We start from the raw sequence: 21,651 nt of genomic DNA on the forward strand, positions 1-21,651 counted from the left end.
GAAACGCGAGATGCCGCACTCCGCCCGGCGCGCTGAGGTCACGGCCTCGGGAGCCGGGTAGCGGTGCAGCGCACCTAGCCGCGCCACTGCCAACTCGCTCCACATGAAGAGTAGCGCGATTGCGGGAGCGGGGAAACCAGCGGCCGACTGGTGCGGGGACGTATCGTGTCATTCCTTCGTCACCAGACATCGAGCGTCCCCTTTGGGTCCGGCGGACTGCGGCGCGTTCGCCTGCGTCCGGCACACCAGCGCGGTACGATCGCCCAGGACACGGATGACAGCAAGGGCTTCAAAAGCGGCCGCGCGGGCAGCGTGCCCACCTTGACTCTTTGAGCCGTACGGTTGGTCGAGGCCAGGAACGCGAACAACGGTGTCTCGGAGCCGCTATTCCGAAGGACGAGCCGACTCCCACGCGACTTCCAGTTCAGCAGCTTGAGCCGCCGCGCACGAATCACCGTAGACGACGCAGCTGGCCCATGCGTCATACGGGCTTCCCCCAAACCCTCTCCCCCAACCCCGACGCCCTCTGCACCCGCGCTCGGATCGCGTGCTCGAGCACGGGCTTCGTCCCGAAGATCTGCACCTTGCGCTTCGCGCGGGTGATCCCGGTGTAGATGAGCTCACGGGTCAGGATCGGCGACACGCGCTCGGGCAGCACCAGTGCCACTTCGTCGAGCTCTGACCCCTGCGCCTTGTGCACGCTCATCGCGAACACTGTGTCGTGGGGAGGGAGCTGGCCGGGCGGGAAGCGGCGGGGCGTCGCTGAGTTCGAGCCGGGGAAGAACGCTACCAGCGGCCGCGCCTCGCCGTCGGCGACCGGGGCCTCGGGATCCTGCGCGATGACGCCGACGTCGCCGTTGAAGAGATCCAGAGAGTAGTCGTTGCTCGTGATCAGGATGGGGCGCCCGTCGTACCAGTCGCCGCGACCTTGAAGCTTGCCGTGCCGTGTGAGGTGCTCAGCCACGAAGGCGTTCAGACCGTGAACACCGAAGTCTCCCCGTCGGTGGGCACACAGGAAGCGGAAGGACGCCAGGATCTTCAGCTTCTCGTCCACGGGCGCCGTGCCGAGCCGCTCGAAGCGCTCCAGGACGAGCGCGCCGAACACCGCTTCGAGCTCGGCGCCAGCCTCGACAGGACAGAGCTCCACATCCGCGCTCGGCCCGTCCAGAACCTCGAAGGCCTCCTCGGGTCGCCCGTTCCTCACCGCAGTGGCGAGCTTGGCGATGGCACCCCCACCCTCGAAGCGGTGCACGTACGTCAGGTGCACCATGCAGTCGTGCGCCCCTGGCAAGGGAAGGCTCGGTGAAACAGGAAGCGTATCTCCGGTCAGACGCGTCACGACGCCGGCCATCTCCCGCGAGTAGCCGTCATCCGGGTTGCCACCGTAGATGTCGCCGAGGATCGCTCCCGCCTCGACGGAGGCGAGCTGGTCCTTGTCCCCCAGCAGCACGAGGCGCGCCCTTGGGTGGACCGCGTCCACCAGCTTTGCCATGAGCGCCAGGTCCACCATCGACGCCTCGTCCACGACCACGATGTCCGCGGGTAGCGGGTTGTCGCGGTGGTGACGGAAGCGCGTGGGGGCGTTGCGCTGGTAGCCGAGGGCGCGGTGAATCGTCGAGGCCTCCGCGGGAATGTGAGGCCGCATCGCTTCGGGGATGTCGGCCAGATTCTGCTGGATGGCCTCGCCGAGACGCTGCGCTGCCTTGCCCGTGGGCGCGAGCAGCTGGATGCGGTGCGGCTTCCGTCCGCGCTCGAGCTCCTGCTGCTGCAGCAAGAGCAGCACCTTCGCGACCGTGTAGGTCTTACCGGTCCCCGGCCCTCCCGAGATCACGGAGAGGCCGCGCAGCGCCGCGAGCAGACTGGCGCGTCGCTGACCCTCCATGCCGGGCTTCGAGACCGGGAAGAGCGCATCGAGCCCTTCGCGGAGCAGCGCGCCGTCGAGCTCGGCGTGGACGACCTTGCTCCGCTCGAGCAACTCCTCCGCGAGGGTCTTTTCGTATTCGAAATAGCGCGTGAGGTAGAGCCTGCTGCCAGACATCACCAGAGGCCGCGGCGCCTCAGCAGACGGGGCGTCCAGCGCGACCAGCTTGCTGTTTCGCAGAGCCGCGAGCCATGACTCGAGCTCGGGCAGGACGATTCCTTCGAGCGGTTTGTCCTCTTCATCCGTGAACACCCGAGTGCGCAGCTCCGCGAGCTCCGCGCAAACGTGGCCGCGCTGCACGGCCCAGCTGGCGAAGGCCACGCCCAAGGCGACCTCGGGTGACACCTCACCCGCGAGCTCAAGCAAGGTCTCCGCAAGCTCGTGGTCCAGGTGCGACAGCACCCCGAGCTCACACAGCTTCGCCGTGGTGGAGAGAGCGGTCATGCGCCACCTCCCGCCCGCGCTTCGCCGCCGAGCTTCGCGCCGTCGAGCACGGCACCCAGGGCCCGCATTCGGGCGAGCGGAGGTTTCTCGAAGAAGACCCCGTTCCCGACGGGCGCGCTCGGGTGCATCCCCTTCACGAACAGATAGAAGACTCCACCGAAGTGCTTGTCGTACTCGTAGCCCTTCTGCCAGTGGGCGAGGTAGCGGTCGAGCGCCAGCGTGTACAGGTGATACTGCAGGAAATAGTGCGACTCTTCGAGCTCTCGTCGCAGCGCGGGCAACCCGTAGTCGTCCAGGTGATCGCCGAGGTGGTTGGTCTTGTAGTCCACGACGTACCAGTGCCCGGCATGCTCGAAGACGAGATCGACGTAGCCCTTGAGGAACCCGCGAAGCTCGCGGAAGCCCAGCCGCTCGACGCGGTCGGCGTACGCCGCGGGCAGCGCGCCGCTCGGGCGATCGCTCGGGTGCGCGCGGAACACCTCGGCCAGGCGCCGGCGAGTGAGGGGCGCGTCCCCCTCGCCCACCGGCATTCGGAACTCGAGCTCCGCGAACTTCTTCCGCGCCCCGATGTCCCGAAGCCGCGGCCCACCGGCGGAGAGCGGTGTCCCGAGGGTCTCCCGGACGGCTCGCACCATCTGCGCGCGGCGGATCTCCAGCTCCTCCGCGGAGAAGCTCTGCGTGAAGCCGAAGCCGTCGAGCTTCGCCTGGGCGACCGCGGCGAGCTCCTCGTCCGTCGCGGACGCGAAGTCGAGCTGCTCGAACACGTCGTGAAACAGATCGCCGGTCCGCCGGCCCCGCGGGAAGCCGTCGAGAGTGATGCGCACGCGCTCGCCGGGCACGACGGGAGTGGGCGCAGCCTCGGCCGCCGCGGCCGCGCTGACCTCCTCGTCGCGATCCCGACCCTCCTCCTCGTCGAGCTGCCAGCCGAGCTCGCGCTTGATGAGGTTGGAGAAGCTGCTCGTCCGCTGCCAGGACTGGATCCTGTTCGGGATGGGCTGCGCCTCGAGCGGCCCACCCGCCTGGGCCTCTTGCGTCATCGGGTCTTCGTCGTCGTTCAGCGGCACGGACCGGAGCGCCAGCGCGCCCTTGGCGCGGCTCACCAGCTGACCGAGGTGGCGCTGAAGGACCGCGTCGGATTCGCCGTTCAGCCGTGCGCCATCGGGGACCCCGGGTGGGGCGAGCGAGCCGGGAGGATGCAGCAGGTATGCCGCGGCGGACGCCCCGAGGGTGTTGAACCCACCCCACACGATCGTGGTGCGGTGCTTGGCGCGCGTGAGCGCCACGTACGCCACGCGCATCTCCTCGGCGAAGCTCTCCCAGCGCGACCACCCCCAGTTGTCGCCGCGCGCCTGCGCATCCACGTCGATGTCGAGCGTCGCGCTGCCGGTTCGATCGTGGAAGCGGAACGGTCCCTTGTCACGCTTCCCGCCCACGGCATCCCACAGGAACGGGCAGTACACGACCGGAAACTCGAGCCCCTTGGCCTTGTGAACGGTCAGGATCTTCACCGCGGCCTCGTCGCTCTCGAGGCGGATCTCGGCGCGCTCCGCGACCGCGGCCTCGCCCGCGCGCTGCTCTCCGAGCCAGGCCAGGAGCGCCGCGGGGCCGAGGTGCTGCTCGGTTGCGACCCGGTGCAGGAGCTCCGAGAGGTGCAGCACGTTCGTGAGGCGACGCTCCCCGCCGGCCAGCGCGAGCAGGTGGGCTGCCGCGCCGGTGTCCGTCAAAAGCGCGCGGAACATGCGGACGAACCCACGCTCGACCCACAGCTCGTGCCACCTGCGAAAACTGGTCACCCAGCCCTGCCACCACTCGGGATCGGCCTCGCGCGCCGCGATCTGGTCGCCGGTGACGCCCAGGAGCGAGGTGGCGACGGCGCGCCGCAGGTCGAAGCGGCTCATCGGATCGAGCACGGCACCCAGGACAGCTTGCACGTCCGCTGCCTCCTCGGACTCGAACACGCTGGTGTCGCTGATGACCACCGACACGATGCCGCGCGCTCGGAGCGCGTCCTGCACCATGAAGCACTGGGCGTTGGTGCGCGTCAGGACCGCGACGTCGCCGGCACCGATGCGCTCCTGCTTCCCCGCGCGGACAACCGTCGTCGTGCCCTGCAGCAGGCGCACGATGTCCGCCGCCACGATGCGCGCTGCGGCGCGGCGCGCGAGGGACTTGTTGACGGGCTTTGTGTCGTCGGTGCGCGTCGCGAACAGGAGCTCGACCGACGCCGAGCTCGATGCGTGCGGGGCGTTGAACGCGTTCGTCGCCCCCGGCTTGTGCGCCACATCCGAATACCCGATCGCGGGGATCAGGAAGGTTCCAGGCGGGCGGAACAGATTGTTCACCACGGCGACGTGGCCAGGATCCGAGCGGTAGCTCGTCCCCATGCTAAAGCGTCGGGCGTTCTTCGCCGCAGCCAGGTAGGCGAACACGTCCGCTCCGCGAAACGCGTACATGGCCTGCTTGGGGTCGCCGATCAAGAACAGCGGGTGCGAGCCCCCGCCGAACACGCGTTCGAAGATCTCGAACTGCACGGGATCGGTGTCCTGGAACTCGTCGATCAAGACCGCCTTGAAGCGCTGGCGCAGCACCTCCGCGAGCCTCGCGCCGTCCTCACCGGCGAGCGCGTCGGCAACCCTGAGCAAGAGGTCCTCGAACCCGAGCACGCCGCGCTGCGTCTTCCTGCGCAGCAGTTCCTTCGGAGCCTCGCTCAACACCTCGTGCTGCAGCGAGAGGACTCGCAGCCACGAGAGACGGACCAAGCGCTCGAACGCCGCGAAGAAGGGGTGGGCGGCGCCAGGGTCGCCGGCGAACTTCACATACAGGCTGTCTGCGACACACGCAGGGAACAACTTCTCGGCGCCTGGGGGGAAGTACAGCTCGTTCGGATCGTCGCAGGCAACGCAGGCGCGCAGCTCGGCGAGCAGGACGTGGATGGCGTCGCCCTTGCCGAAGGCGGACGCCTTGCAGTGCTCGCCGACGTACGCAAACCCGTCGAACCGAGCGAGCTGCTGCCGGACTTCTTCGAGTGCGCGCTGGAGCGCCGATGGCTCGACCGGCGCTACAACCGCTGGCACCACGGCCACCCGGGGGTTTCGCCGCGACTCTTCGAGCAGCTGCCGCAGGCGTGGCATGTTCACGCCAAGCGCTGCGGCTTGTCGCGCAAATCCTGGCGAACCGTGGGCGACGCGGCGCTGCCACAGGTCGTACAAGACGTCATCGTAGAGCTCGCTCAGATCCGGAATCAGCTCCGCGCCGAAGGGCACGCGGGTTCCGAAGGCGTTGTCGTGGAGCACGCGCTGGCAGAACCCGTGGATGGTGGAGATCGGCGCTTCGTCGATGTTCTCCACGGCACGCCGCAGACGCTTCAGATCTTCCTCGAGAGCGGGGCCCCGGCGCTTCGCCAGCTTCGCGAACGCCTCGTCCTTCGGGGTCTCTCCCGCGAGTGCCGCGCGAAAGGCCTCCTCCGCCTCGACGATGCGCCCGCGCACGCGGTCCCTGAGCTCCGCCGTCGCCGCGTCCGTGAAGGTGACCACCAAGATCTCCGAGGGATCGCGCTTCGACTCCAGCAGGAGCCGCACGAACAGCGTGGTGATGGCGTACGTCTTCCCGGTTCCGGCGCTCGCCTCCACGAGGTTCTTGCGGTCGAGCGAGATCTCCACCGCATCGAACGGGACGGTCGCGGCGGCGGTCATGACTTCTTCTTCCCGCCCTTCGACGGCTTCGTTGCCTTCGCCGGCGCCTTCGCCGCCTTGGCTGTCGCCTTGGCCGTCGCCTTGGGCACCGACCCCGCATTCGGCGCCCTGGCGGCATCGAGCGGGCCGTACACCGCCGCCGCCAGGTCGTGGAACTCGGTGTCCTCGAGCTCCTTCTCGCCGACCTCGAACGCTGGATCGAACGGCGGCAGCATCCCGCTGAAGGCGCGCGCCGGGTGAGGATCGAAGGCCGTCTCGCAGAGGTCTCCTTCGTCGTAGGCTTTGACGGCCGCCGCCTCGCCGTTCTTGCCTTGCCCGACTGCGTCGAAGTAGTCGCGGCTGGTTGCCGGCATGAACGGCAACGGCCGTTCGAGCCCTCGGCGGTAGAGCTGCACCAGCGCGGCCAGCTCGCGTGCCGCTTCCTGCGCCGGAAGCGGGGCCCACTCGACGGCATTCGCGTCCGCATCCTTGCCTCGCCCTATCCACACCGTCCGTGCGCCCTTCTCGGAGCCCGAGCACAGCGCCAGGTGGCGGATCCACGCCTCCAGCACGTACTTGCTCCCGAGCTTCGAGTAGGTGTGCCTCACGACCCCGCCGGCCCAGCGGTCCCCGATCGCTCCCGTTACCCGCGTGCCGTCCTCGAGCTCCACGCGCACCTCGAGCGGCTCGAGACTGGAGCCCTGCCGATCGGTCCGAGTGCGCTCGGCGATCGCTTCGCAGTCGGCGAGCAGCTTCTCCAGCTCGAGCCTTCCCGGATGTCCGAGCGGAAGCTCGCCCTGCGCGCGCAGCAGCGTCTCCGCCTCGTCCAGCGGGCGGTCGTCGAGCAGGCAGCCCAACAGCGCCGTGCCGAGCTTCCAGTTCTCGAGCTGGTCGAGCTCGAGCGGCTCGCGGTCGGACATGCCGCCGTCCTCCTGCTTGAGATAGAGGCCGAGTCGTCGGTTGAGGAAGTACGCGGGCGGCGACTTGAAGAACTTCACCAGCTCGTCGAGGCGGAGCTCGCCGACTTCCGCAGGAGGGAGCTCGCCCTCCATGAACAGCTTCGTGGCTTGCCGCCCCTGCATCGACGACTGAGCGGCGGACGCGTACGCGGTCGAGTGGCTGAACAGCCGCGGGTCGGAGCCGTCGAAGTAGCGCGGACTGAAGCCCTGGAGCGGATGCGTCACCACGAACGCCGTGCGGGCGCGAGCTCTCGGGTCGTCTCCCTCCGCGCTGGCGCCGGCCGCAAGGTCAACGCGCGCCGCGAAGTAGTCGAGCAGCTCGGAGACGCACACCGACGGCGGGCGCGAGCGATTGTCGCGCACGCTCTGGCCGGTGTAGGTGATCACGAGCCGCTCGCGTGCCGCGCACACGGTCTCCAGGAATAGGTAGCGGTCGTCGTCGCGCGGCGAGCGGTCACCGGGTCGCCGCGGCAGCTTGCCGTTGCGGATCAGGTCGAGCTCGACCGGGCGCGGTGAGCGGGGGAAATCTCCGTCGTTCATGCCGAGCAGGCACACGACGGAGAACGGGATGCTGCGCATCGGCACCATCGCGCAGAAGGTCACGCCGCCGGACAGAAACCCCCGGTCCGCGCCCGCGGAATCTGCCGCTTGTTCGAGCAGCTCACGCAGCACCTGGACGTCCACGCTGCCTTCGAAGCCCGCGGCGGCGGCATCGCTGACTGCACGCTCGAGCGCCTGGCTGACGCGCGCCATCTGCCGCGCGTTGTCACGGCTCTCTGCGAAGAGCGCGGCGCCGAGCTCGACCAGGGTGCCCGCCCACTCCGCCAGCGAACGTGGCCGTTCGAGCTCGTGCAGCCAGCGAAACAGGGTGCGCGTGAACCACGCCAGCGTGCCGAGGAGCTGCGCTTCCTTGCCCTCCACGTCGTCGAACGGCAGCACGCCTTCGAACAGCGCTTGCCCACGACCGGGCATCGCATAGCCGAGCATCAGGCGCCGCAGGCCGAAGCGCCAGGTGTTCGCCTCGTCCTCGGGCACGCCGAGCTGTCCGCGGTGAGCACGGTCGATACCCCAGCGCACGCCGCTCGCGCCGACCCACCCTCTGAGGGTCTCTATTCCAGCGGTGTCCAGACCGAAGCGGTGCTGCACGGGCTCGAGCACGAGCAGGTCGAACACGTCGGAAGCCGTGACCCGTCCGCGCACCATGCCCATCACGCGCAGGAGGCCGTCGAGCACCGGCGAGCCCTGTCGGTCGGAGCGATCGGCCACGTGGTACGGGATGAAGTCGAGATTGCCGAGGTCACGCGAAAAGACGGCCTCGATCAACGGAGCGTAGGTCGGCAAGTCGGGGACCAGCACCACGACGTCCTCGGGCGCCACGCGGTCTTCTTTTCGCGTCAGCAGCTCGAGCAGCTGGTCGTGGAGCACCTCGACCTCGCGCATGGGCCCGTGGCAGGAATGGACCGAGATCGCGGGCTCGGAACCGAGCGCGAGTTTCGGCGAGCTCGCCGGGGCGACCGCGTGGAGATCGGCCTGGAGCGTGGCGAGCAGCGAGGTTCCGGTGGGCGTCTCATGCAGGTCGTGCGGTACGGCCGCGACGCCCACACGGGACAGCTCCGTCTCGAGCACGCGGTCGAAGTCAGCGCCCAGCATGCCGAGCGAGGCGAGCAGGGCGTTGTCCACGTCGAGCTCGGCCCGCCCGCCGGCGCGAGCGGGTTCCCGCAGCCTGCAGGGCCAGAAGCCGGGGGCGGGCGAGAAGAGGAAGAGGTGCACGTCCACGTGGCGCGAGAGCGCGGCGAGCACGCGCACGTAGAGCGGAGGCAAGGTGGAGACGCCGAAGAGCAGCACGCGCGGCGGCAGCCCCTCGGGGCTCGGGCCCTTGGCCAGTGCATCGATCACGCGCTCGCTGGCTGCGCCGAGGTGGGGGCGGTTCAAGCGCTCCGAGACGTGCTTCCAGAGCAGCGGCTGCCAGCGGTCGGTTTCCGGAACGCCGCTGATGTCGCCGGCCTCCCAGGCGCGGATCCAGTCGGGCCGGTACGTCAGGTACTGATCGAAGACGGTGGCTATGCGCGTCGCGAGCTGGGCCATCCGCACGCCCTGCGCGTCGCCGACCGCGTAGCGCTTCAGAGCCGCGAACTCGGCTTGCGCCAGCAACTCGGGAAGCACGGCCTGAACTCCCCACGCGAGCAAGTCTTCCGAGAGTGGGGGGTCGCCCAAGGCGTCGTCACCGAGCACCTCGCCAACGAGCTGCTCCACCAGCTCGCGCGGGTACAGCATGGGCGCCGCCCACACCCCGAAGCGCTTCGCCAGCTCGCCACCGAGCCAGATGGACATCCCCCTCCCCTGCACGACGACGGCCTCGGGCGAGAGAGGCCCGCCGACGGGCTCCGCGAGCAGATCGCCGAGCGACACGACGAGGCGCTCGAGGCGGTTGCTGCGGTGGAGGTGAAAAGCGGGCATGTCGGTCGGAACCGAAACGGCGACGCTAGGGCGCGCGGAGTCGGGCGCCAATGGCGGGGATCATGATGCGGGAGGGGTGCGACAGAGGTTGTCGGAGGTGCGGCCCGGTCGACCCGCTACCGGTTGGGACCGCGGGATCTCCCAAGCCCCCGCGATGCCGGTCCACAGCGTGAGCGACTGACTCGGGCTCCCCGATTGAGGAGACTGGTTCCCACGACTCATCCTACTCTCCCGCGAGATGGACCACCGTGCTTCCAGACCAACGCGGCAGGTGAAGGTCGCGTTCCATACCCGTGACGCCGAGATTGAAACCATTTGGTGCTCTGTCGTCAATCGCGCGAAAGGGCTCTTTCGTCTCGACAACATCCCGTATCTCCGCGCTCGGCCCACCTACGGCGATGTGATCGTTGCCACCCCGGGCCGAGGCGGGATGCTCAGGTACCGCCGTACCCACAAGCTCGGTGGCTTCTCGGTAGACGCGCTCGAGTACAGACACAAAGCGACGTTTGCGCCGCTCGTTGCGCTGCTCGAGAAGAAGTGCGGGGTTGTCTGCGAGGGATTCTCCCCGCCAACAATAGGCTCTCCGGGCGTGGTGGCGATCGCGATCCCGAGGGGCGTCGCGCTGCCCGACGTGGGCAAGGCGGTCGAACGACGGTTTCCCGACGTCCGGCCCGTCCCATCCCCAGAAGATGAGGCGAATGAGAGACTTCACGGCGCGGTGATCAAGGGAGACCTGAGAACCCTCAGGAAGGCCCTCACCGAGGGAGCGAGGGTGAACTCGAAGAACGAGCACGGTCAGTCGGCTGTGTTCGTCGCGACTGACCGAGGGGATGCAGCGATGCTCAAGGCCCTCCGAGCTGCCGGCGCGAATCTTCGCGTGCGCAACGAACTCGGCCAAACGGGGCTTCATTTCGCTGCCGCAGAAGGTCAAAGGCTGATCGCGAAGATCTTCCTCGATGCAGGGATAGGTCCGAACGACCGCCGAAATCACTACCGCGCATCGCCACTCCACCTCGCAGCGCTGCGCGACCAGGCCGACGTGGCAAAGCTGCTGTTGCATGCCGGGGCGCGCGTCGACCTCCGTGATGATCGGAATTTCACCCCCCTGATGTGTGCGGCCGACTCGTCGAGCACCAGAACTGCGCGCGCGCTTCTCCCGCACTGCTCGGCAGAAGAGAAGAACGACGCGGTCTCGGTTGCGGCGCGCCGTAGACGCCCCGCCATGGTGAAACTCCTTCTGGAGGCCGGTGCCTCTCGCCGTTCGCGCAGGAAGACGGCGAGCACGCGAGCAAAGGCACCGAGAAAGCGAAGAAGAGCGCCTGCGGCGTGAGGTCGGCCGAGAACACGGCGAGCGGCAGACTGCTCGCGAAGCTTCGCTCCCGTGTCATGCCCAGCCTGGGTTGCATCCTCGACTCAGTACTCAAGGCCCGGCCGGCGCACTCTTTGCGTCTTCCTCATGTGCCATCGTCCTCGCGGCCATCTGTGTCGTCGTCCTCCTCCAGTGGCGGCAGGCCGCGCCCAGCGCGGACCTCGTTGATCCACACGATGAGAGCGTCCTCGATCGCCTTCGTCTCTGTGGCCTTGGGGCGCACGTAGAACCGCACGGTCTTTTCGCTGGCGCTCATCGCCCATCCTCCGGGTCGAACGCCAGGCGCGTGCCGGTCAAAGTCTCGAGCCCGATCGCCAGATCGGCGCCGTGAAGCCGCAGAACGAATTCGGGGTCGTCGCTGCGGTAGCCGCCGAAGAGCGCGAGCGCGACAGGCACGGGTGCACCGAGCACCTGGCTCCAGCGGTCAATCGCCGAGTACACGAGACGGCTCGCCCCGAGCCATTCCTCGGTCGAGCACTGCCCGCCGAGCTCGTCGTCTTCGTGGGAATCGGCGCCGTGCGCGAACACGATGTAGTGCACGCGACGGGCAAGGACCGCGTCACCGATTTCCGCGAGCCCACGCTCGAGATCAGCGACGTACGCGGCATGGGCACCGGACGGGTTCAGGTTCACGGGGATTGCCTGGTCGAGATCGGGCACGAAGCCCCGCGAGTCCTCGATGCTGTTGCCGTAGTGACCGTCGAGGTCGATCCAGGCGCCGGCGAGGCGGCGCTCGCGATAGAGGCTCACGCTCGCGATCACCTGGCCGCTGAACGTGCAGAAGGCGGCGCCGCCGGACGGGGTAGCGTGGTGGAAGCCACTCGTGGGGCTCAACGCAATGCGGCTCGGGCGGTCGCACGCGGCCCGCAGCGCGGCTACCAGGCTGCCGTTGGTGTAGCGGAGGCTCTCTGCGAAGGCAGGGCTCCAGCTCAGTCCATTCGACGTCGCGTGCGGGGCGCGACCGGCGAAGAAGCCGTCGACGTAATCAGGGGCGTGCCCGAGCAAGAAGTCGGCGCGACCGAGGGGCGCGAAGTCCTCGCGGAGGCGGACGGCGGCGGCGAGCGGGGAGCGGAGGAGCCACTCGACGAAGCGCCGTGGCTTGGTTGGGCTCTTGGAGAAGTTCCCCCGCGCGTCGGGCGCGCTGACCTCGGGGCGATAGAAGACGTCGACAACGGGATCGTGGTGGCGCATGGGGCGTCCTTTCGACCCCAACCTGCAATCGGGAGCGTGACCGGCGCGTGACCGGGCTGGATTTGCGCTATTCGCGGTCCGAGTAGCCGGCGTCGCTCACGGCGCCGAGGACCACCATTCCCGGCGCGAGACGCGGGCGTTCGCCCGCGAAGGTCACGACGAGCTCCTCGGGCAGCGCGAGCCCGCGCGCGCGAAGCTGGTCGCTCAAGCGGTGACGCACTTGCCGAAACGCGGTCTGCTGCGAGCGGCCGTCGCTACCCATCACGCGCTCGGTGAGCTCACGCATGTCTGCCGCGTCCCCGCGCAGGAGACACGCGAGGAGGCGCGCGGCGCGATGGGGGAGCGGCTCCCAGGGGCCATCGGCGACTCGGAACACGGCTGCGTTGCGGTCGGGCGGGAGCCGGAACACGAACGCCGGACCGAACGTCGGGGCGAACGCTTCGAGCTCGGCCAGGGCCGTCGCTTCGGAGATGCTGACGTCGGCGAGGCTCGGGTCCGGGCCGACCAAACGCCAGTGCGTGTCGCGAAGGAAGGGCTCGTCCGGGCGAGCACCTCGCCCTTCGAGGGGTGCGCGGTCGAGCTCGAGGAAGTACCCCGCGAGCTCGAGCATCGCGAAGAGGTCGGTCTGGATCGGCACGGACGGGGGCGTCTCGCTGGGGCTGTCGCGACCGCGCATCCATGTGTCGTAGGCGCTGACGGCCTCCTGAAAGGTGCGCTCAATGACAGCGCGCGAGGCAGCCAACCGGTGGAGCAGCGCGAGCCGATAGATGCGCGGGCATGGGCCGAGCATCGGCTCACGCGCTGCTTCGGCAAAGAGGGCGTCAGCCTCCTCCAGGGTTTCGCGCGTCCGCGGGTCGCGGAGCACGAGGTGGGCGAGACGGTATGCGGAGAGCGCAGCCCAGGGTTGCAGCGGTGGGGGCGAGTGCGCAAGCTCGTAGGCTTCGCGAGCGCGCTCGAGGGCGCGCGAAGTGCCGGCACGGAGGAGCTTGTGGGAGGCGGCTTCGGTGAGCAGCTGGTTGATCTGGGAGCGGCGCTCGGCGAGGGAGGGCACAGACGGAGCGTATCAGGCAAGTCGCTGGGTGAGCAGCGCCGCGCATCTCGACGCTCGGCCGGTCAGCTCACGCTGATATTCAGAAGAATCGGGCAGTGATCGCTATGTTCCCAATAGTCGTTCAGCGCGACGCACTCGATGCTGACGATGCGGTGCCACGGGAGCTGCGGGTACTCGCTGCTCCCGCCGGTCTCTCCGAGGCGCAGGCGCACCATCTCATGCACGACCTCCGCGTCGCTGCCGGCGACCCCAAGGAGGCGTCGGCCGATGTCGGGATCGGGGATCGTCTCGATGTCGAAAGCAACGATCGGTCGGTCGAGCATGATGCTCCATGAAGTAACAGCGGCCGGGCGGACCGCAATCGCCGGCCGGACAGGGAATGTCAGCGCGCAGACCGCCGTCGCCTGCGACAAGTCTCGTCGCTGCGCAGGCGTACGTTCGGGTGTGGATGGACGCGTTCCTCCGCTACCTGCTGCTCTTGCGCGAGATCCCCGTAGCGCCCCAGCACATCGACACGGCAACGCTTGCGCTGCGCCTGGAGGAGCAGGGGATCTGCGTGACGCGCCGCACTATCCAGCGAGACCTCGAGCGCCTGTCGTCGCGGCTCCCTCTGAGGTGCAACGACGCCAGCAAGCCCTACGCCTGGGCCTGGCACGAGCTCGGCGGCGACTCCTTCCGTGAGTTGGTGGAGCGGGTGGCGAAGCACGTCGAACGCTGACCCGGCGGTCGCGAGCCGAGGTATCGTCCGCCAATGCCGCGTCCTGGTCCTGAAGCAGAGACGGTCCACCGGCTGTGGACCTTGCTCCGGCTCATTCCCCGCCGGCCGCGGCGCGCTGATACCGGCACGCTCAAGCGCCAGCTCGACGCGGAGGGCATCGACGTCACGCCGCGCAGCATCCAGCGCGACCTGCAGCACCTCGCCGCGCGGTTTCAGAACCTGCATTGCGACGAGCGCTCCAAGCCCTACGGCTGGAGCTGGGACGGTGACGTTCCCATGCTTGAAATCCCTGGGATGGAGCTGAGCGCGGCAGTGACCTTCGAGCTCGTGCAGGCGCATCTGGCGCAGGCGCTCCCGCGCAGCACGCTGAAGACGCTCGACCCGTACTTCGGCCGGGCGCGCGAGGTGATTCGCAACACGACCAGCGCGAAGCTCGCACGCTGGCCCAGCAAGGTGCGGGTGTTGCCGCGCGGCATCTCGCTCCGGGCGCCAGAAGTGCCGCCCCGCGTGTTGGACGTGGTCTACAACGCCCTGCTCGAGGATCGCTGCCTTCGCGCGCTGTACCGACCCAGGCACGCTCCCAACGCCAAGAAGTACGAGCTCAACCCGCTCGGGTTGGTGGTGCGAGACGGGACCCTTGCGCTGGTCTGCACGTTCTGGGAGTACGACGATCCTCACTACGTGCTGCTGCACCGCATGTCACAGGCCGAGCTACTGGAGACGGCGGCGCGGCGCCCGACGGGCTTCGACCTCGACGCCTTCCTGGCGCGCGGCGGGGTCGGTTTCGTGCACGGCGATCCCATCGCGCTCGAGGCGCTGGTCGCCCGTGAGGTCGCCATCACCCTGCACGAGACGCCGCTGAGCACCGACCAATCGCTCGCGCCCGCAGGCGAAGAGCACGAGCTCCTGCGCGCGACCGTGCCGAACACGCTCGACTTGCGCGGGTGGCTCCAGAGCTATGGCCCGCTCCTCGAGGTCAGGAAGCCCGTGGCGCTGCGCAAGGAGTTGGCGGAGAGCGCGCGGCAGCTCGCCGCGATGTACGGGAAGCGCGGAGGGAAGAGCAAGTGACCGAGCACAAGGGTCAGGTCGTCGAGCTCGTGCCCATCGACGAGGTGCTGGCCAATGGCGGTGACCACCTCGACGAGGAAGAGCGGCGGAAGCTTCACGACTCGATCCGAGAGAGCCTCCGACAAATGCAAGCCGGCGAGCTCATCGACGCCAAAGAAGCCCTCGCCGCGCTTCGTGCCCATCGATGAAGCTGAGGCAGGCAAAGTCAGAGCTTCGGCGGCTTCTCCCGACGGCCGTCCCAGACGTGGAGCACCCGGATCACTTGCTGCGTTTCGTCCACATCGAAGTAGATGTGGCAGTGTGCCTTCGGCAACAGAAACCGCTTGAGACCGGGTCGTCTCGTCGTCGGAAATGGCGAGCCGGGAGCCGGTTCGGACTCGAGAAAGTCGACCGCGGCGAGGAATTCCTGCGCAAAGGTGTCGGGGTGGTCGGCGCTCGCGCGCCAGCGCGCGTCAATCCGCTCGGCGGCCTGCCGGGCCCGCTTCGAAATGAAGACCTTCACGGTTTGGCCGCGAGGCGCGCCGCAAATTCTCGGGCGTCCTCGAAGTCGCCTCGCTCGAAGTCCTCCGCGCCGTCCTCGACCGACTGCTCGAGCTCCGCCCGCTCCTGGTTGCTCATGTCATCGGTCACCCGGAACACGAGCAACGGCGCTCCCTCGATGAGCTCCTCGGGTTGATCGAGGATGATCTGGCCGTTCTTCACGTGCGCCTTGAGCGCGTTCATAGAATCCCTATAGCACTCCAGACAGGCCATGTCAGGCCCGACTCGCAGCGGCAACCGCCGCCAACCTCGCGTCCGCCTCGAGCTCCTCCCGCGTCGCGAGCACCACGCTCCGCACCGTCGCGCGCGTCAGGGCAACATGCATGCGCACGTCGTAGCGATGCTTGCCACGGTCGAGCTCGACAATCAGCACCAGCGGTCGTTCGAGACCCTTGAAGCGCAGGAAAGTGTCCGCGACCACCTGCTCGCCGGCGTCGGGCGCATCCGCGCGTCGAACCGGTACCTCGCCGATGCGATCACGCGCGCAGAGGTCGGTCTTGAGCTGGCCTACTAGGGACAGCACCGCGATGTCGTGAGGCTGCAGGCCCTCGGAGAGCGCCTTCTGGATTTCGCGGGCAGCGTATTCCTCGAGGGCGGTCGCGCTGGGCAGCCTGACGATGCGGAGCTCGTCGATGGGGACGATGGGCGCGGGCGGCGGCGCGGACGACAGGCGGGCGGGCGGCGGAACCGAGCTGGGCTCCTTCGTGCGGTAGTGATCTGCGAACGCGGCGAGCGGCTCGGGGCATCGGTAGCGCTCGCGCAGCTCGGCCTGTGCGCCGAAACAGTCCTTCGGCACGTGGCGATCGCGCCAGAAGCCCTGGCCTTCGTCCGCGAATCCCCAGAGTGATCGGCCGTCGGCGAGGCCTCGCACGAGCTCCCAGTCGTTCGGCGAGAGGTCCTGTGCCTCGTCGATCACGACCGCGTCGAAGCGACTCCGCCCGAGCTCGAGCGCGTCGGCCGCTGCGTGCAGCGAGACGAGCTCCCAGGTTTCCGCCGACCACGCGCTCGGCGGGGCGCCGTCCTGCGGATCGATGCCAACCTCGGTGATCAGCTCGGCGGCGAGCTCCCGAACGGTGAATGCCGTGTCGATGCCGCTCGCCCTGAGCGAGCTCGCGAGCGCGTTGGTCCAGCACAAGAGCGCCGGCCGCGCTCCACGCGCGCGCAGCCGCCGCCACATCTCACAGGCCAGCAGCGTCTTGCCGGTGCCCGGCCCGCCGGTGACGAGGCAGCGCTGGTTCTTCCGCAGCAGGTCGAGCATGTGCAGCTGCTGCTGGTCGAGCGGGATGAGCTCCTGCTCGCGGAGGCGCGCACGGTCCCCGAGCACGAGGCGCGGGGTCCAGGTCTCCCCCCAGAGCTCGTGAAGGAGCTCCACCCAGCGCGAGTCGCGCGGTCTCTGTTGCGTCGGGAAGAGCCGCTCGCGCATCGCCTCGAGCGCTTCACGCAGGTAGGGTAGGTCTTGCTGCCCGAGCACGGCCCCGTCGAGGTCGCCTTGGCGGGGTGGATTGCTGAAGGGGCTGCTCGGGAACGCGGTGGCCACGGCGAACGCCGGAGTGCCCCTCAGCCCGCGCTCCTCGAGCTTCGAGACGAGCAGCCGCGCGAACGAATGCCCTTGCTCGCGCGGCGCGCGCGCCATGAGCTTGCCGTTCTGCAGCCATTGCCCGTCCCGGACCTCGATGGCGCCGCCCTTCACCTCGATCACCAGCAACCCGCGGTCGGGGATCGCGACGACGAAGTCGCCCTCCCCTTCCCATCCCGTCTCCGAACGCACCCGCAGCGAATGCCAGGCGCTCCAGCCCTGCGGCAGTCCCGTCGCGAGCGCGCGGTGGAGGCTTTGCTCGGCGTGGCTGCTCGTCGGGCGCGGCGCGCCTTGGGGATGGAGACCGGTGGGGGGCACTGGTTGGATGATACACGGGCGCTCACAGCGAGCCTCCGCGCCAGGTGCCTCGCTCCATCGGAGGGGGACGCGAGACCCCGGGCGAGGTCGGGCACCAGCTCCTGAGGAACGCATCGGTGGTCGGACCCGTCGGACACGGCGGCGGCGGGGATTCGTCGTCGGCCGGCGGCGCTTCGCGGAATCTCGCTGGGACCGAGGGTATCGGGAGCCTTGCGAGCCGCGCGTGCGTCACGGACTGTCGCAGGGGGCTCAGCGCGGCGAGACACACCGCGACGATGCAGGCGCATGCAACGGAGAAGCGGGACACGGAGAATGGCGGCATGCGGGTCAGACCCGCGGAAGGCGTCTGGGTTAGACCCGCGCAGGGGCCTTCCCTGTCCCACCGATTCGGGAACCGTTCACGCGGCGAACTGTCGACTGGTCGCGTGTTCCGCGTGCCGGTGTAATCGCCGACGACGTGTGACATTCTCTGTCCCGCGCTTGCTTGCTGCTCTCCGCGACGTGCGTAGGCTGGAAACATGTCGCTCTGGGCGCGCAGCATCTACACCGAGGTTCCGAGTCTTCACTTCCGCGGCTCCGACGAGCGGAAGATGGTCTTCCTGGACATCGAGACCACGTCGCTCTCGCCGCGCGCGGGCGGCGTGACCCTGGTCGGGCTGACGTACGCGGTGCCTGGCGGACGCGTCGTCGAGCAGCACTTCGTCGATCACCCCCGCGACGAGGGTCGGGTCCTACGCGAGGCCGCGCGACGCGTCGCGCAGTTCTCGACGGTCGTGACCTACCACGGGCTGGGCTTCGACATCCCGTTCCTGCACGCCCGGGCGGATCGCCACGGCTCGTACTGGCCCGACCTTCAGCACTGGGATCTGCTCCCCGAGGCCCGGCGCTGGCGGCGCACCTACCGCGCGCCCGAGGACTGCCGGCTGCAGACGGTGCTCGAGCATTTCGCCCTCGATCGCGAGGACGACACCACCGGCGCCGACATGGTCGCCGCGTACCATCGCTGGCTCGGCAAGCACTGCACGGACTCCCGCCAGATCCTGCTGGAGCACAACGCCGACGACGTCCGGTTGCTGCCCGAGCTCGCTCACGTCCTGAGCGGGCACTCGCGAGCGCGCGGGCAGGCGCCCGGTGGGCGGGTGCGTCGCGGGAGGTCTCAGGTCGAGCTCCGGTTGGGGAACTGAGCTGCGACGACTTTCGTCGGTCGGCAGACCTAGGTTGGAGACGGCGAGGAAGGAGCAGCGATGGTCGAAGTCCTGACACATGAAGGGATCAGCGAACGGTTGGCCGAGGAGCTGCGGGCACGGGCGCTGGCTCGCTTCGGCGCGTCGAGCGAGCACGCGCCGGGGAAGACCGCCGTCGAGACCGGCAGTGACGCACATCGCAGGCTGGTTGCCGCTGCGCTCGCCCTCCTCGAGGGGCTCCATCCGGAGGGCGCGCCCCGACTCACCGACGGACCGGCGGTGCTGGAGGCGCTCGAGTGTGCACGCGAATGGCTGGAAAACGGTACGGACCTCCAGTGGCTCGAGCGCGCGCGTCTGGCGCTGACGACGGAAGTTCACGCCCAGAAGGCGAAGATCGACCTTTGTTGCACCTCCTGCCAGCAGATCACCGACCGGGAGACGCGCGTCCCGTCCGTCGCGAGCTACTTGCGCGCCAGTCGCCGGCTCGCGCTCCGTAGACTAGCCCTGCAGCGCGTCGAAGCCGCCCGCGTGCTCCTGAGCCTGACCCGCCTCCCGAACCCACTCCACGCCAACGCGCTCGTGCACGAGCTCGCGCTCGCCGCGGCCGCCGCCGAGATGGCGCTACTCCACCGCGATGCGGCGACCATCGCCTGCGTCCTGTCCCACGCCGAGGTCATGGCGGCCTGCCGAGCCCGCCACGCGAGCGAGCTCGCCGACGCGGCCCGGCACACGCGGCTCTCGGGCATCGACGCGGCGGAAGCTCACGTGGCGACCGCCGCCGTCAACCACTTCACGAGCTCGGCCGCGGCCTTCATCGACTGGGTCGTGGGCGACGCCCCGACGACCCGCGCGCACGTCGCCATGGCCTGACCCGCCAAGGCCGCCGGGCAGGTCCGTGTCGTACTCCCACCGCCAACCTCCGAACCCGCAGAAAGAGTCGAAAATGAACGCACCCCTCGAAACCCAGGCTCTCTTCGCGAAACTCTCGGTCGGCGAGGCCAGCGTCCTGCTCGGGGTCGAGCTGGTGCCGTTGCTGCTGAGCGACGCCGACAGCCAAGCGGACGCCGTGTTGTTGGAGGAAGGGATCGCTTCCGGTCAGACGCAGGTCAACGAAGTTGGCGAGAGCGGCGTCGTGGGTCAGGTGCGCGTGCTCCACCGCGGGGGCATCCCGTTGCTGGTGCTGCAGGGTGAGCAGATCCTCGGCGCCAAGCAGAACCGTTCGTTCAACTCGAGCTTCCTGGTGGAGCCCGGCGCGGAGGTGGTGCTGCCCGTGAGCTGCGTCGAGCAGGGGCGCTGGCGCCACACCACGCGGAGCTTCGTGGCGGGGTCGAATACGCTGGCGCCCGAGATCCGCGCGCGGAAGCTGAAGCGCGTGAACGAGTCCATCCGCACCACGGGTACCTACGACTCGAACCAGCGCAGCGTCTGGTCGGACGTGCACGACTACATGGAGGCCACCGGCACGCACTCCGCCACCTCCGCGTTCGAGGACGCCCGCCGCACGCGCGCCGAGGAGACGGAGCGCGCGATGAGCACGCTCCGGCCATTGCCTGACCAGGTCGGCCTCGCGGTCGTTCGCGACGGCCGCGTGGTCCTGATCGACCTCTTCGGCTCCAGCCGCCTGTTCGCGCGCGCGTTCCAGAAGTGCCTCCGCGGCGCGCTGGCCGATCTGCCTCTGGAGCCCGCGCAAAGCACGCAGGCGAAGGCGTCCGCCGCAGACGCAGTCCGCGCGGCGCTGAAGGAGCTCGGCTCGGCCGACACCACGCGCGTGCCGTCTCCGACGAATAGCGAGACGCTCTCCGGGACGTCCGGTAGCGTCAGCTACGCCGCGGCCGTCTGGAAGGGCGCGGTGTATCACTGCGCAGCGGCGGGGTGAGGGCCGCGAAGGGCGGCCGACCGGCACACCGCGACAGACCCGGCCGGCGGCGTTGAAGGTCAGGACTCGCTCCGGATCGCCTGCACGCGAACGACGTGGTACGCTCACGATCGACATGACTTGGCGTGATCGCATCGTAGCCGATCCCTCGATCTGTCACGGGCAGGCGACTATCCGCGGCACGCGAGTAATGGTCAGCGTGGTCCTCGATAATCTGGCAGACGGGCTGTCCGCCGACGAAATCGTTCAAAGCTACCCGACGCTGACCGTGGACGATGTCCGCGCGGCCATGTCATACGCGGCCGACTTGGCGCGGGAGCGCGTCTTGCCGTTCGGTGCAACGGGCTCGTGATCGCATTCAAGCTCGATGAGAACCTGCCGACCGAGGCTGTCGCGCTGCTCCAGCAGGACGGGCATGACGTCAGCAGCGTCATGCAACAAGGACTTGGGGGACACCCGGACCCGGATGTGTCCAGGGTTGGCCGAAGCGAAGGGCGCGTGCTCGTGACTCTCGACGTCGACTTTGCGAACGTGCAGAACTACCGGCCTTCCGAATACCCGGGAATCATCGTGCTCCGCCTCGGCAGGCAGGGAAAACGTCAGGTCCTTTCTGTGCTCGACGCGTTGCGCGGGCAGCTCGACCCCGCTGAGCTCACGGGCAGACTCTGGATCGTCGAGGAGTCTCGTATCCGCATTCGTGAGTGACTCCAGGAACCCTTCACCTGCGACCGCCTGCGTCGCTGCCCGGTGCTACGCTTGCCTCATTCATCCAGACGGGCAGAGGGACCCGGCCCATCGAAGCCCGGCCAACCTACCTCACGAGGCAAGGTGGCAACGCCGGATGCGGCTCTGCCGCTCACGATGAGGTGTCCGATGCCCATTCGAATCCCCGCTGACGTTCCCAAGCTCGTAGCCCGCGAGAAGCGCGAGGCTCGGGTTCGGAAGGCCCAATCCGACGCGCTCGAGAGGACGAAGGCGCGAGCCAAAGCCCTCGAGAGGGCCGGCGCTGCCGAGCCCGCACGCCGTGCGCTCGGGTTTGCACGCGCTCTGGCCAAGAAGCTCGCCCTGCCGCCGGGCGGGATTCGGATCTTCGTGGATCACCGCGGGCGCTGCATCACGCGCGCGTGGGTGATGCCAGATGGATCGTTGTACATCCAGCACGTCGTCCAGCCTTTCGCCGTGTTCAACGTCCACGTCCGCCGCAAGTCCGACCTCCTCGACAAGGCTCCTGCACACTTCATCCACGCGCTGGCCGCAGCCATCGACAGCCGCGAGGTGTGGAAGCACGTGCGCGAGAACAGGTAGCGG

General features: G+C 68.8%; 20 protein-coding genes and 1 riboswitch. Of the genes, 10 read left to right on the forward strand and 10 right to left on the reverse strand.

The window, feature by feature from the left end:
• Positions 1-481: 481 nt before the first annotated feature.
• The 3 genes from recD to recC are packed head-to-tail and all read right to left on the reverse strand — an operon-like array spanning position 482 to position 9,452.
• Positions 482-2,365, reverse strand: a complete 1,884-nt coding sequence (gene recD, locus HS104_27045) for an exodeoxyribonuclease V subunit alpha (GenBank protein MBE7483623.1) — start codon at positions 2,363-2,365, stop codon at positions 482-484.
• The gene (gene recB / locus HS104_27050) at positions 2,362-6,057 is read right to left on the reverse strand and encodes an exodeoxyribonuclease V subunit beta (protein MBE7483624.1); all 3,696 of its coding nucleotides are present in this window, start codon (positions 6,055-6,057) and stop codon (positions 2,362-2,364) included. Before recB ends, recD begins: the two co-directional genes overlap by 4 nt.
• Positions 6,054-9,452 carry an exodeoxyribonuclease V subunit gamma gene (gene recC, locus HS104_27055; GenBank protein MBE7483625.1) on the reverse strand — a complete coding sequence of 1,133 codons (3,399 nt, stop codon included), beginning with the start codon at positions 9,450-9,452 and terminating at the stop codon, positions 6,054-6,056. Before recC ends, recB begins: the two co-directional genes overlap by 4 nt.
• A 271-nt stretch (positions 9,453-9,723) precedes the next feature.
• On the opposite strand from recC, the gene HS104_27060 reads away from it, so the two are divergent.
• Complete coding sequence (locus tag HS104_27060) at positions 9,724-10,782, forward strand: ankyrin repeat domain-containing protein (protein MBE7483626.1); 1,059 nt, start codon at positions 9,724-9,726, stop codon at positions 10,780-10,782.
• Between the two features lie 124 nt (positions 10,783-10,906).
• On the opposite strand, the gene HS104_27065 is transcribed toward HS104_27060, so the two are convergent.
• From HS104_27065 to HS104_27080, 4 genes are all read right to left on the reverse strand, one after another.
• The gene (locus HS104_27065) at positions 10,907-11,077 is read right to left on the reverse strand and encodes a hypothetical protein (protein MBE7483627.1); all 171 of its coding nucleotides are present in this window, start codon (positions 11,075-11,077) and stop codon (positions 10,907-10,909) included.
• Positions 11,074-12,012, reverse strand: a complete 939-nt coding sequence (locus HS104_27070) for a hypothetical protein (protein MBE7483628.1) — start codon at positions 12,010-12,012, stop codon at positions 11,074-11,076. Before HS104_27070 ends, HS104_27065 begins: the two co-directional genes overlap by 4 nt.
• Positions 12,013-12,079: 67 nt before the next feature.
• Complete coding sequence (locus HS104_27075) at positions 12,080-13,063, reverse strand: hypothetical protein (GenBank protein ID MBE7483629.1); 984 nt, start codon at positions 13,061-13,063, stop codon at positions 12,080-12,082.
• A gap of 62 nt (positions 13,064-13,125) precedes the next feature.
• Positions 13,126-13,476 carry a hypothetical protein gene (locus HS104_27080; protein MBE7483630.1) on the reverse strand — a complete coding sequence of 117 codons (351 nt, stop codon included), beginning with the start codon at positions 13,474-13,476 and terminating at the stop codon, positions 13,126-13,128.
• A gap of 35 nt (positions 13,477-13,511) precedes the next feature.
• On the opposite strand from HS104_27080, the gene HS104_27085 reads away from it, so the two are divergent.
• From HS104_27085 to HS104_27095, 3 genes are read left to right on the forward strand one after another with little or no spacing between them, the layout of a single operon-like run.
• A complete protein-coding gene (locus HS104_27085; GenBank protein MBE7483631.1) occupies positions 13,512-13,781 on the forward strand; it encodes a hypothetical protein in 270 nt (89 codons plus the stop codon).
• A gap of 33 nt (positions 13,782-13,814) precedes the next feature.
• Positions 13,815-14,849, forward strand: coding sequence for a WYL domain-containing protein (locus HS104_27090; protein MBE7483632.1), 1,035 nt, complete (start codon positions 13,815-13,817; stop codon positions 14,847-14,849).
• Positions 14,846-15,037: a hypothetical protein gene (locus HS104_27095; protein ID MBE7483633.1), complete on the forward strand. Its 192-nt coding sequence runs from the start codon at positions 14,846-14,848 to the stop codon at positions 15,035-15,037. Before HS104_27090 ends, HS104_27095 begins: the two co-directional genes overlap by 4 nt.
• 17 nt (positions 15,038-15,054) lie before the next feature.
• Here the strand turns inward: HS104_27095 and HS104_27100 are convergent, their stop codons facing one another.
• Genes HS104_27100 through HS104_27110 form a run of 3 tightly spaced genes read right to left on the reverse strand, consistent with a single transcriptional unit; the run spans position 15,055 to position 17,283 of the window.
• The gene (locus tag HS104_27100; protein MBE7483634.1) at positions 15,055-15,351 is read right to left on the reverse strand and encodes a type II toxin-antitoxin system RelE/ParE family toxin; all 297 of its coding nucleotides are present in this window, start codon (positions 15,349-15,351) and stop codon (positions 15,055-15,057) included.
• Positions 15,348-15,572: a hypothetical protein gene (locus tag HS104_27105; protein ID MBE7483635.1), complete on the reverse strand. Its 225-nt coding sequence runs from the start codon at positions 15,570-15,572 to the stop codon at positions 15,348-15,350. Before HS104_27105 ends, HS104_27100 begins: the two co-directional genes overlap by 4 nt.
• A gap of 31 nt (positions 15,573-15,603) precedes the next feature.
• Positions 15,604-17,283: an AAA family ATPase gene (locus HS104_27110; GenBank protein ID MBE7483636.1), complete on the reverse strand. Its 1,680-nt coding sequence runs from the start codon at positions 17,281-17,283 to the stop codon at positions 15,604-15,606.
• A 518-nt stretch (positions 17,284-17,801) separates the two neighbouring features.
• On the opposite strand from HS104_27110, the gene HS104_27115 reads away from it, so the two are divergent.
• From HS104_27115 to HS104_27140, 6 genes are all read left to right on the forward strand, one after another.
• The gene (locus HS104_27115) at positions 17,802-18,467 is read left to right on the forward strand and encodes a ribonuclease H-like domain-containing protein (GenBank protein ID MBE7483637.1); all 666 of its coding nucleotides are present in this window, start codon (positions 17,802-17,804) and stop codon (positions 18,465-18,467) included.
• A 60-nt stretch (positions 18,468-18,527) separates the two neighbouring features.
• Positions 18,528-19,337: a hypothetical protein gene (locus HS104_27120; protein ID MBE7483638.1), complete on the forward strand. Its 810-nt coding sequence runs from the start codon at positions 18,528-18,530 to the stop codon at positions 19,335-19,337.
• A gap of 73 nt (positions 19,338-19,410) precedes the next feature.
• On the forward strand, positions 19,411-20,343 hold the full coding sequence (locus HS104_27125; GenBank protein MBE7483639.1) for a hypothetical protein: 933 nt from the start codon (positions 19,411-19,413) through the stop codon (positions 20,341-20,343).
• A 115-nt stretch (positions 20,344-20,458) separates the two neighbouring features.
• A complete protein-coding gene (locus HS104_27130; protein MBE7483640.1) occupies positions 20,459-20,695 on the forward strand; it encodes a DUF433 domain-containing protein in 237 nt (78 codons plus the stop codon).
• Entirely contained in the window at positions 20,695-21,048 is a 354-nt protein-coding gene (locus tag HS104_27135; protein ID MBE7483641.1) for a DUF5615 family PIN-like protein, read from the forward strand. The genes HS104_27130 and HS104_27135 overlap by 1 nt, the downstream gene beginning before the upstream one ends.
• Before the next feature lie 57 nt (positions 21,049-21,105).
• Positions 21,106-21,211: riboswitch (SAM riboswitch) on the forward strand.
• Between the two features lie 5 nt (positions 21,212-21,216).
• Complete coding sequence (locus HS104_27140; GenBank protein ID MBE7483642.1) at positions 21,217-21,648, forward strand: hypothetical protein; 432 nt, start codon at positions 21,217-21,219, stop codon at positions 21,646-21,648.
• The last annotated feature ends 3 nt before the right edge of the window (positions 21,649-21,651 follow it).

It is taken from the genome of Polyangiaceae bacterium, assembly GCA_015075635.1.
Classification (GTDB): Bacteria; Myxococcota_A; Polyangia; order Polyangiales; family Polyangiaceae; genus JADJKB01.

Bases quoted from the DNA above. Each gene is read 5' to 3' on its own strand.
- recD (MBE7483623.1), bottom strand. From the start codon at position 2,365: ATGACCGCTCTCTCCACCACGGCGAAGCTGTGTGAGCTCGGGGTGCTG.
- recB (MBE7483624.1), bottom strand. From the start codon at position 6,057: ATGACCGCCGCCGCGACCGTCCCGTTCGATGCGGTGGAGATCTCGCTC.
- recC (MBE7483625.1), bottom strand. From the start codon at position 9,452: ATGCCCGCTTTTCACCTCCACCGCAGCAACCGCCTCGAGCGCCTCGTC.
- HS104_27065 (MBE7483627.1), bottom strand. From the start codon at position 11,077: ATGAGCGCCAGCGAAAAGACCGTGCGGTTCTACGTGCGCCCCAAGGCC.
- HS104_27070 (MBE7483628.1), bottom strand. From the start codon at position 12,012: ATGCGCCACCACGATCCCGTTGTCGACGTCTTCTATCGCCCCGAGGTC.
- HS104_27085 (MBE7483631.1), top strand. From the start codon at position 13,512: ATGGACGCGTTCCTCCGCTACCTGCTGCTCTTGCGCGAGATCCCCGTA.
- HS104_27090 (MBE7483632.1), top strand. From the start codon at position 13,815: ATGCCGCGTCCTGGTCCTGAAGCAGAGACGGTCCACCGGCTGTGGACC.
- HS104_27105 (MBE7483635.1), bottom strand. From the start codon at position 15,572: ATGAACGCGCTCAAGGCGCACGTGAAGAACGGCCAGATCATCCTCGAT.
- HS104_27115 (MBE7483637.1), top strand. From the start codon at position 17,802: ATGTCGCTCTGGGCGCGCAGCATCTACACCGAGGTTCCGAGTCTTCAC.
- HS104_27120 (MBE7483638.1), top strand. From the start codon at position 18,528: ATGGTCGAAGTCCTGACACATGAAGGGATCAGCGAACGGTTGGCCGAG.
- HS104_27125 (MBE7483639.1), top strand. From the start codon at position 19,411: ATGAACGCACCCCTCGAAACCCAGGCTCTCTTCGCGAAACTCTCGGTC.
- HS104_27130 (MBE7483640.1), top strand. From the start codon at position 20,459: ATGACTTGGCGTGATCGCATCGTAGCCGATCCCTCGATCTGTCACGGG.
- HS104_27140 (MBE7483642.1), top strand. From the start codon at position 21,217: ATGCCCATTCGAATCCCCGCTGACGTTCCCAAGCTCGTAGCCCGCGAG.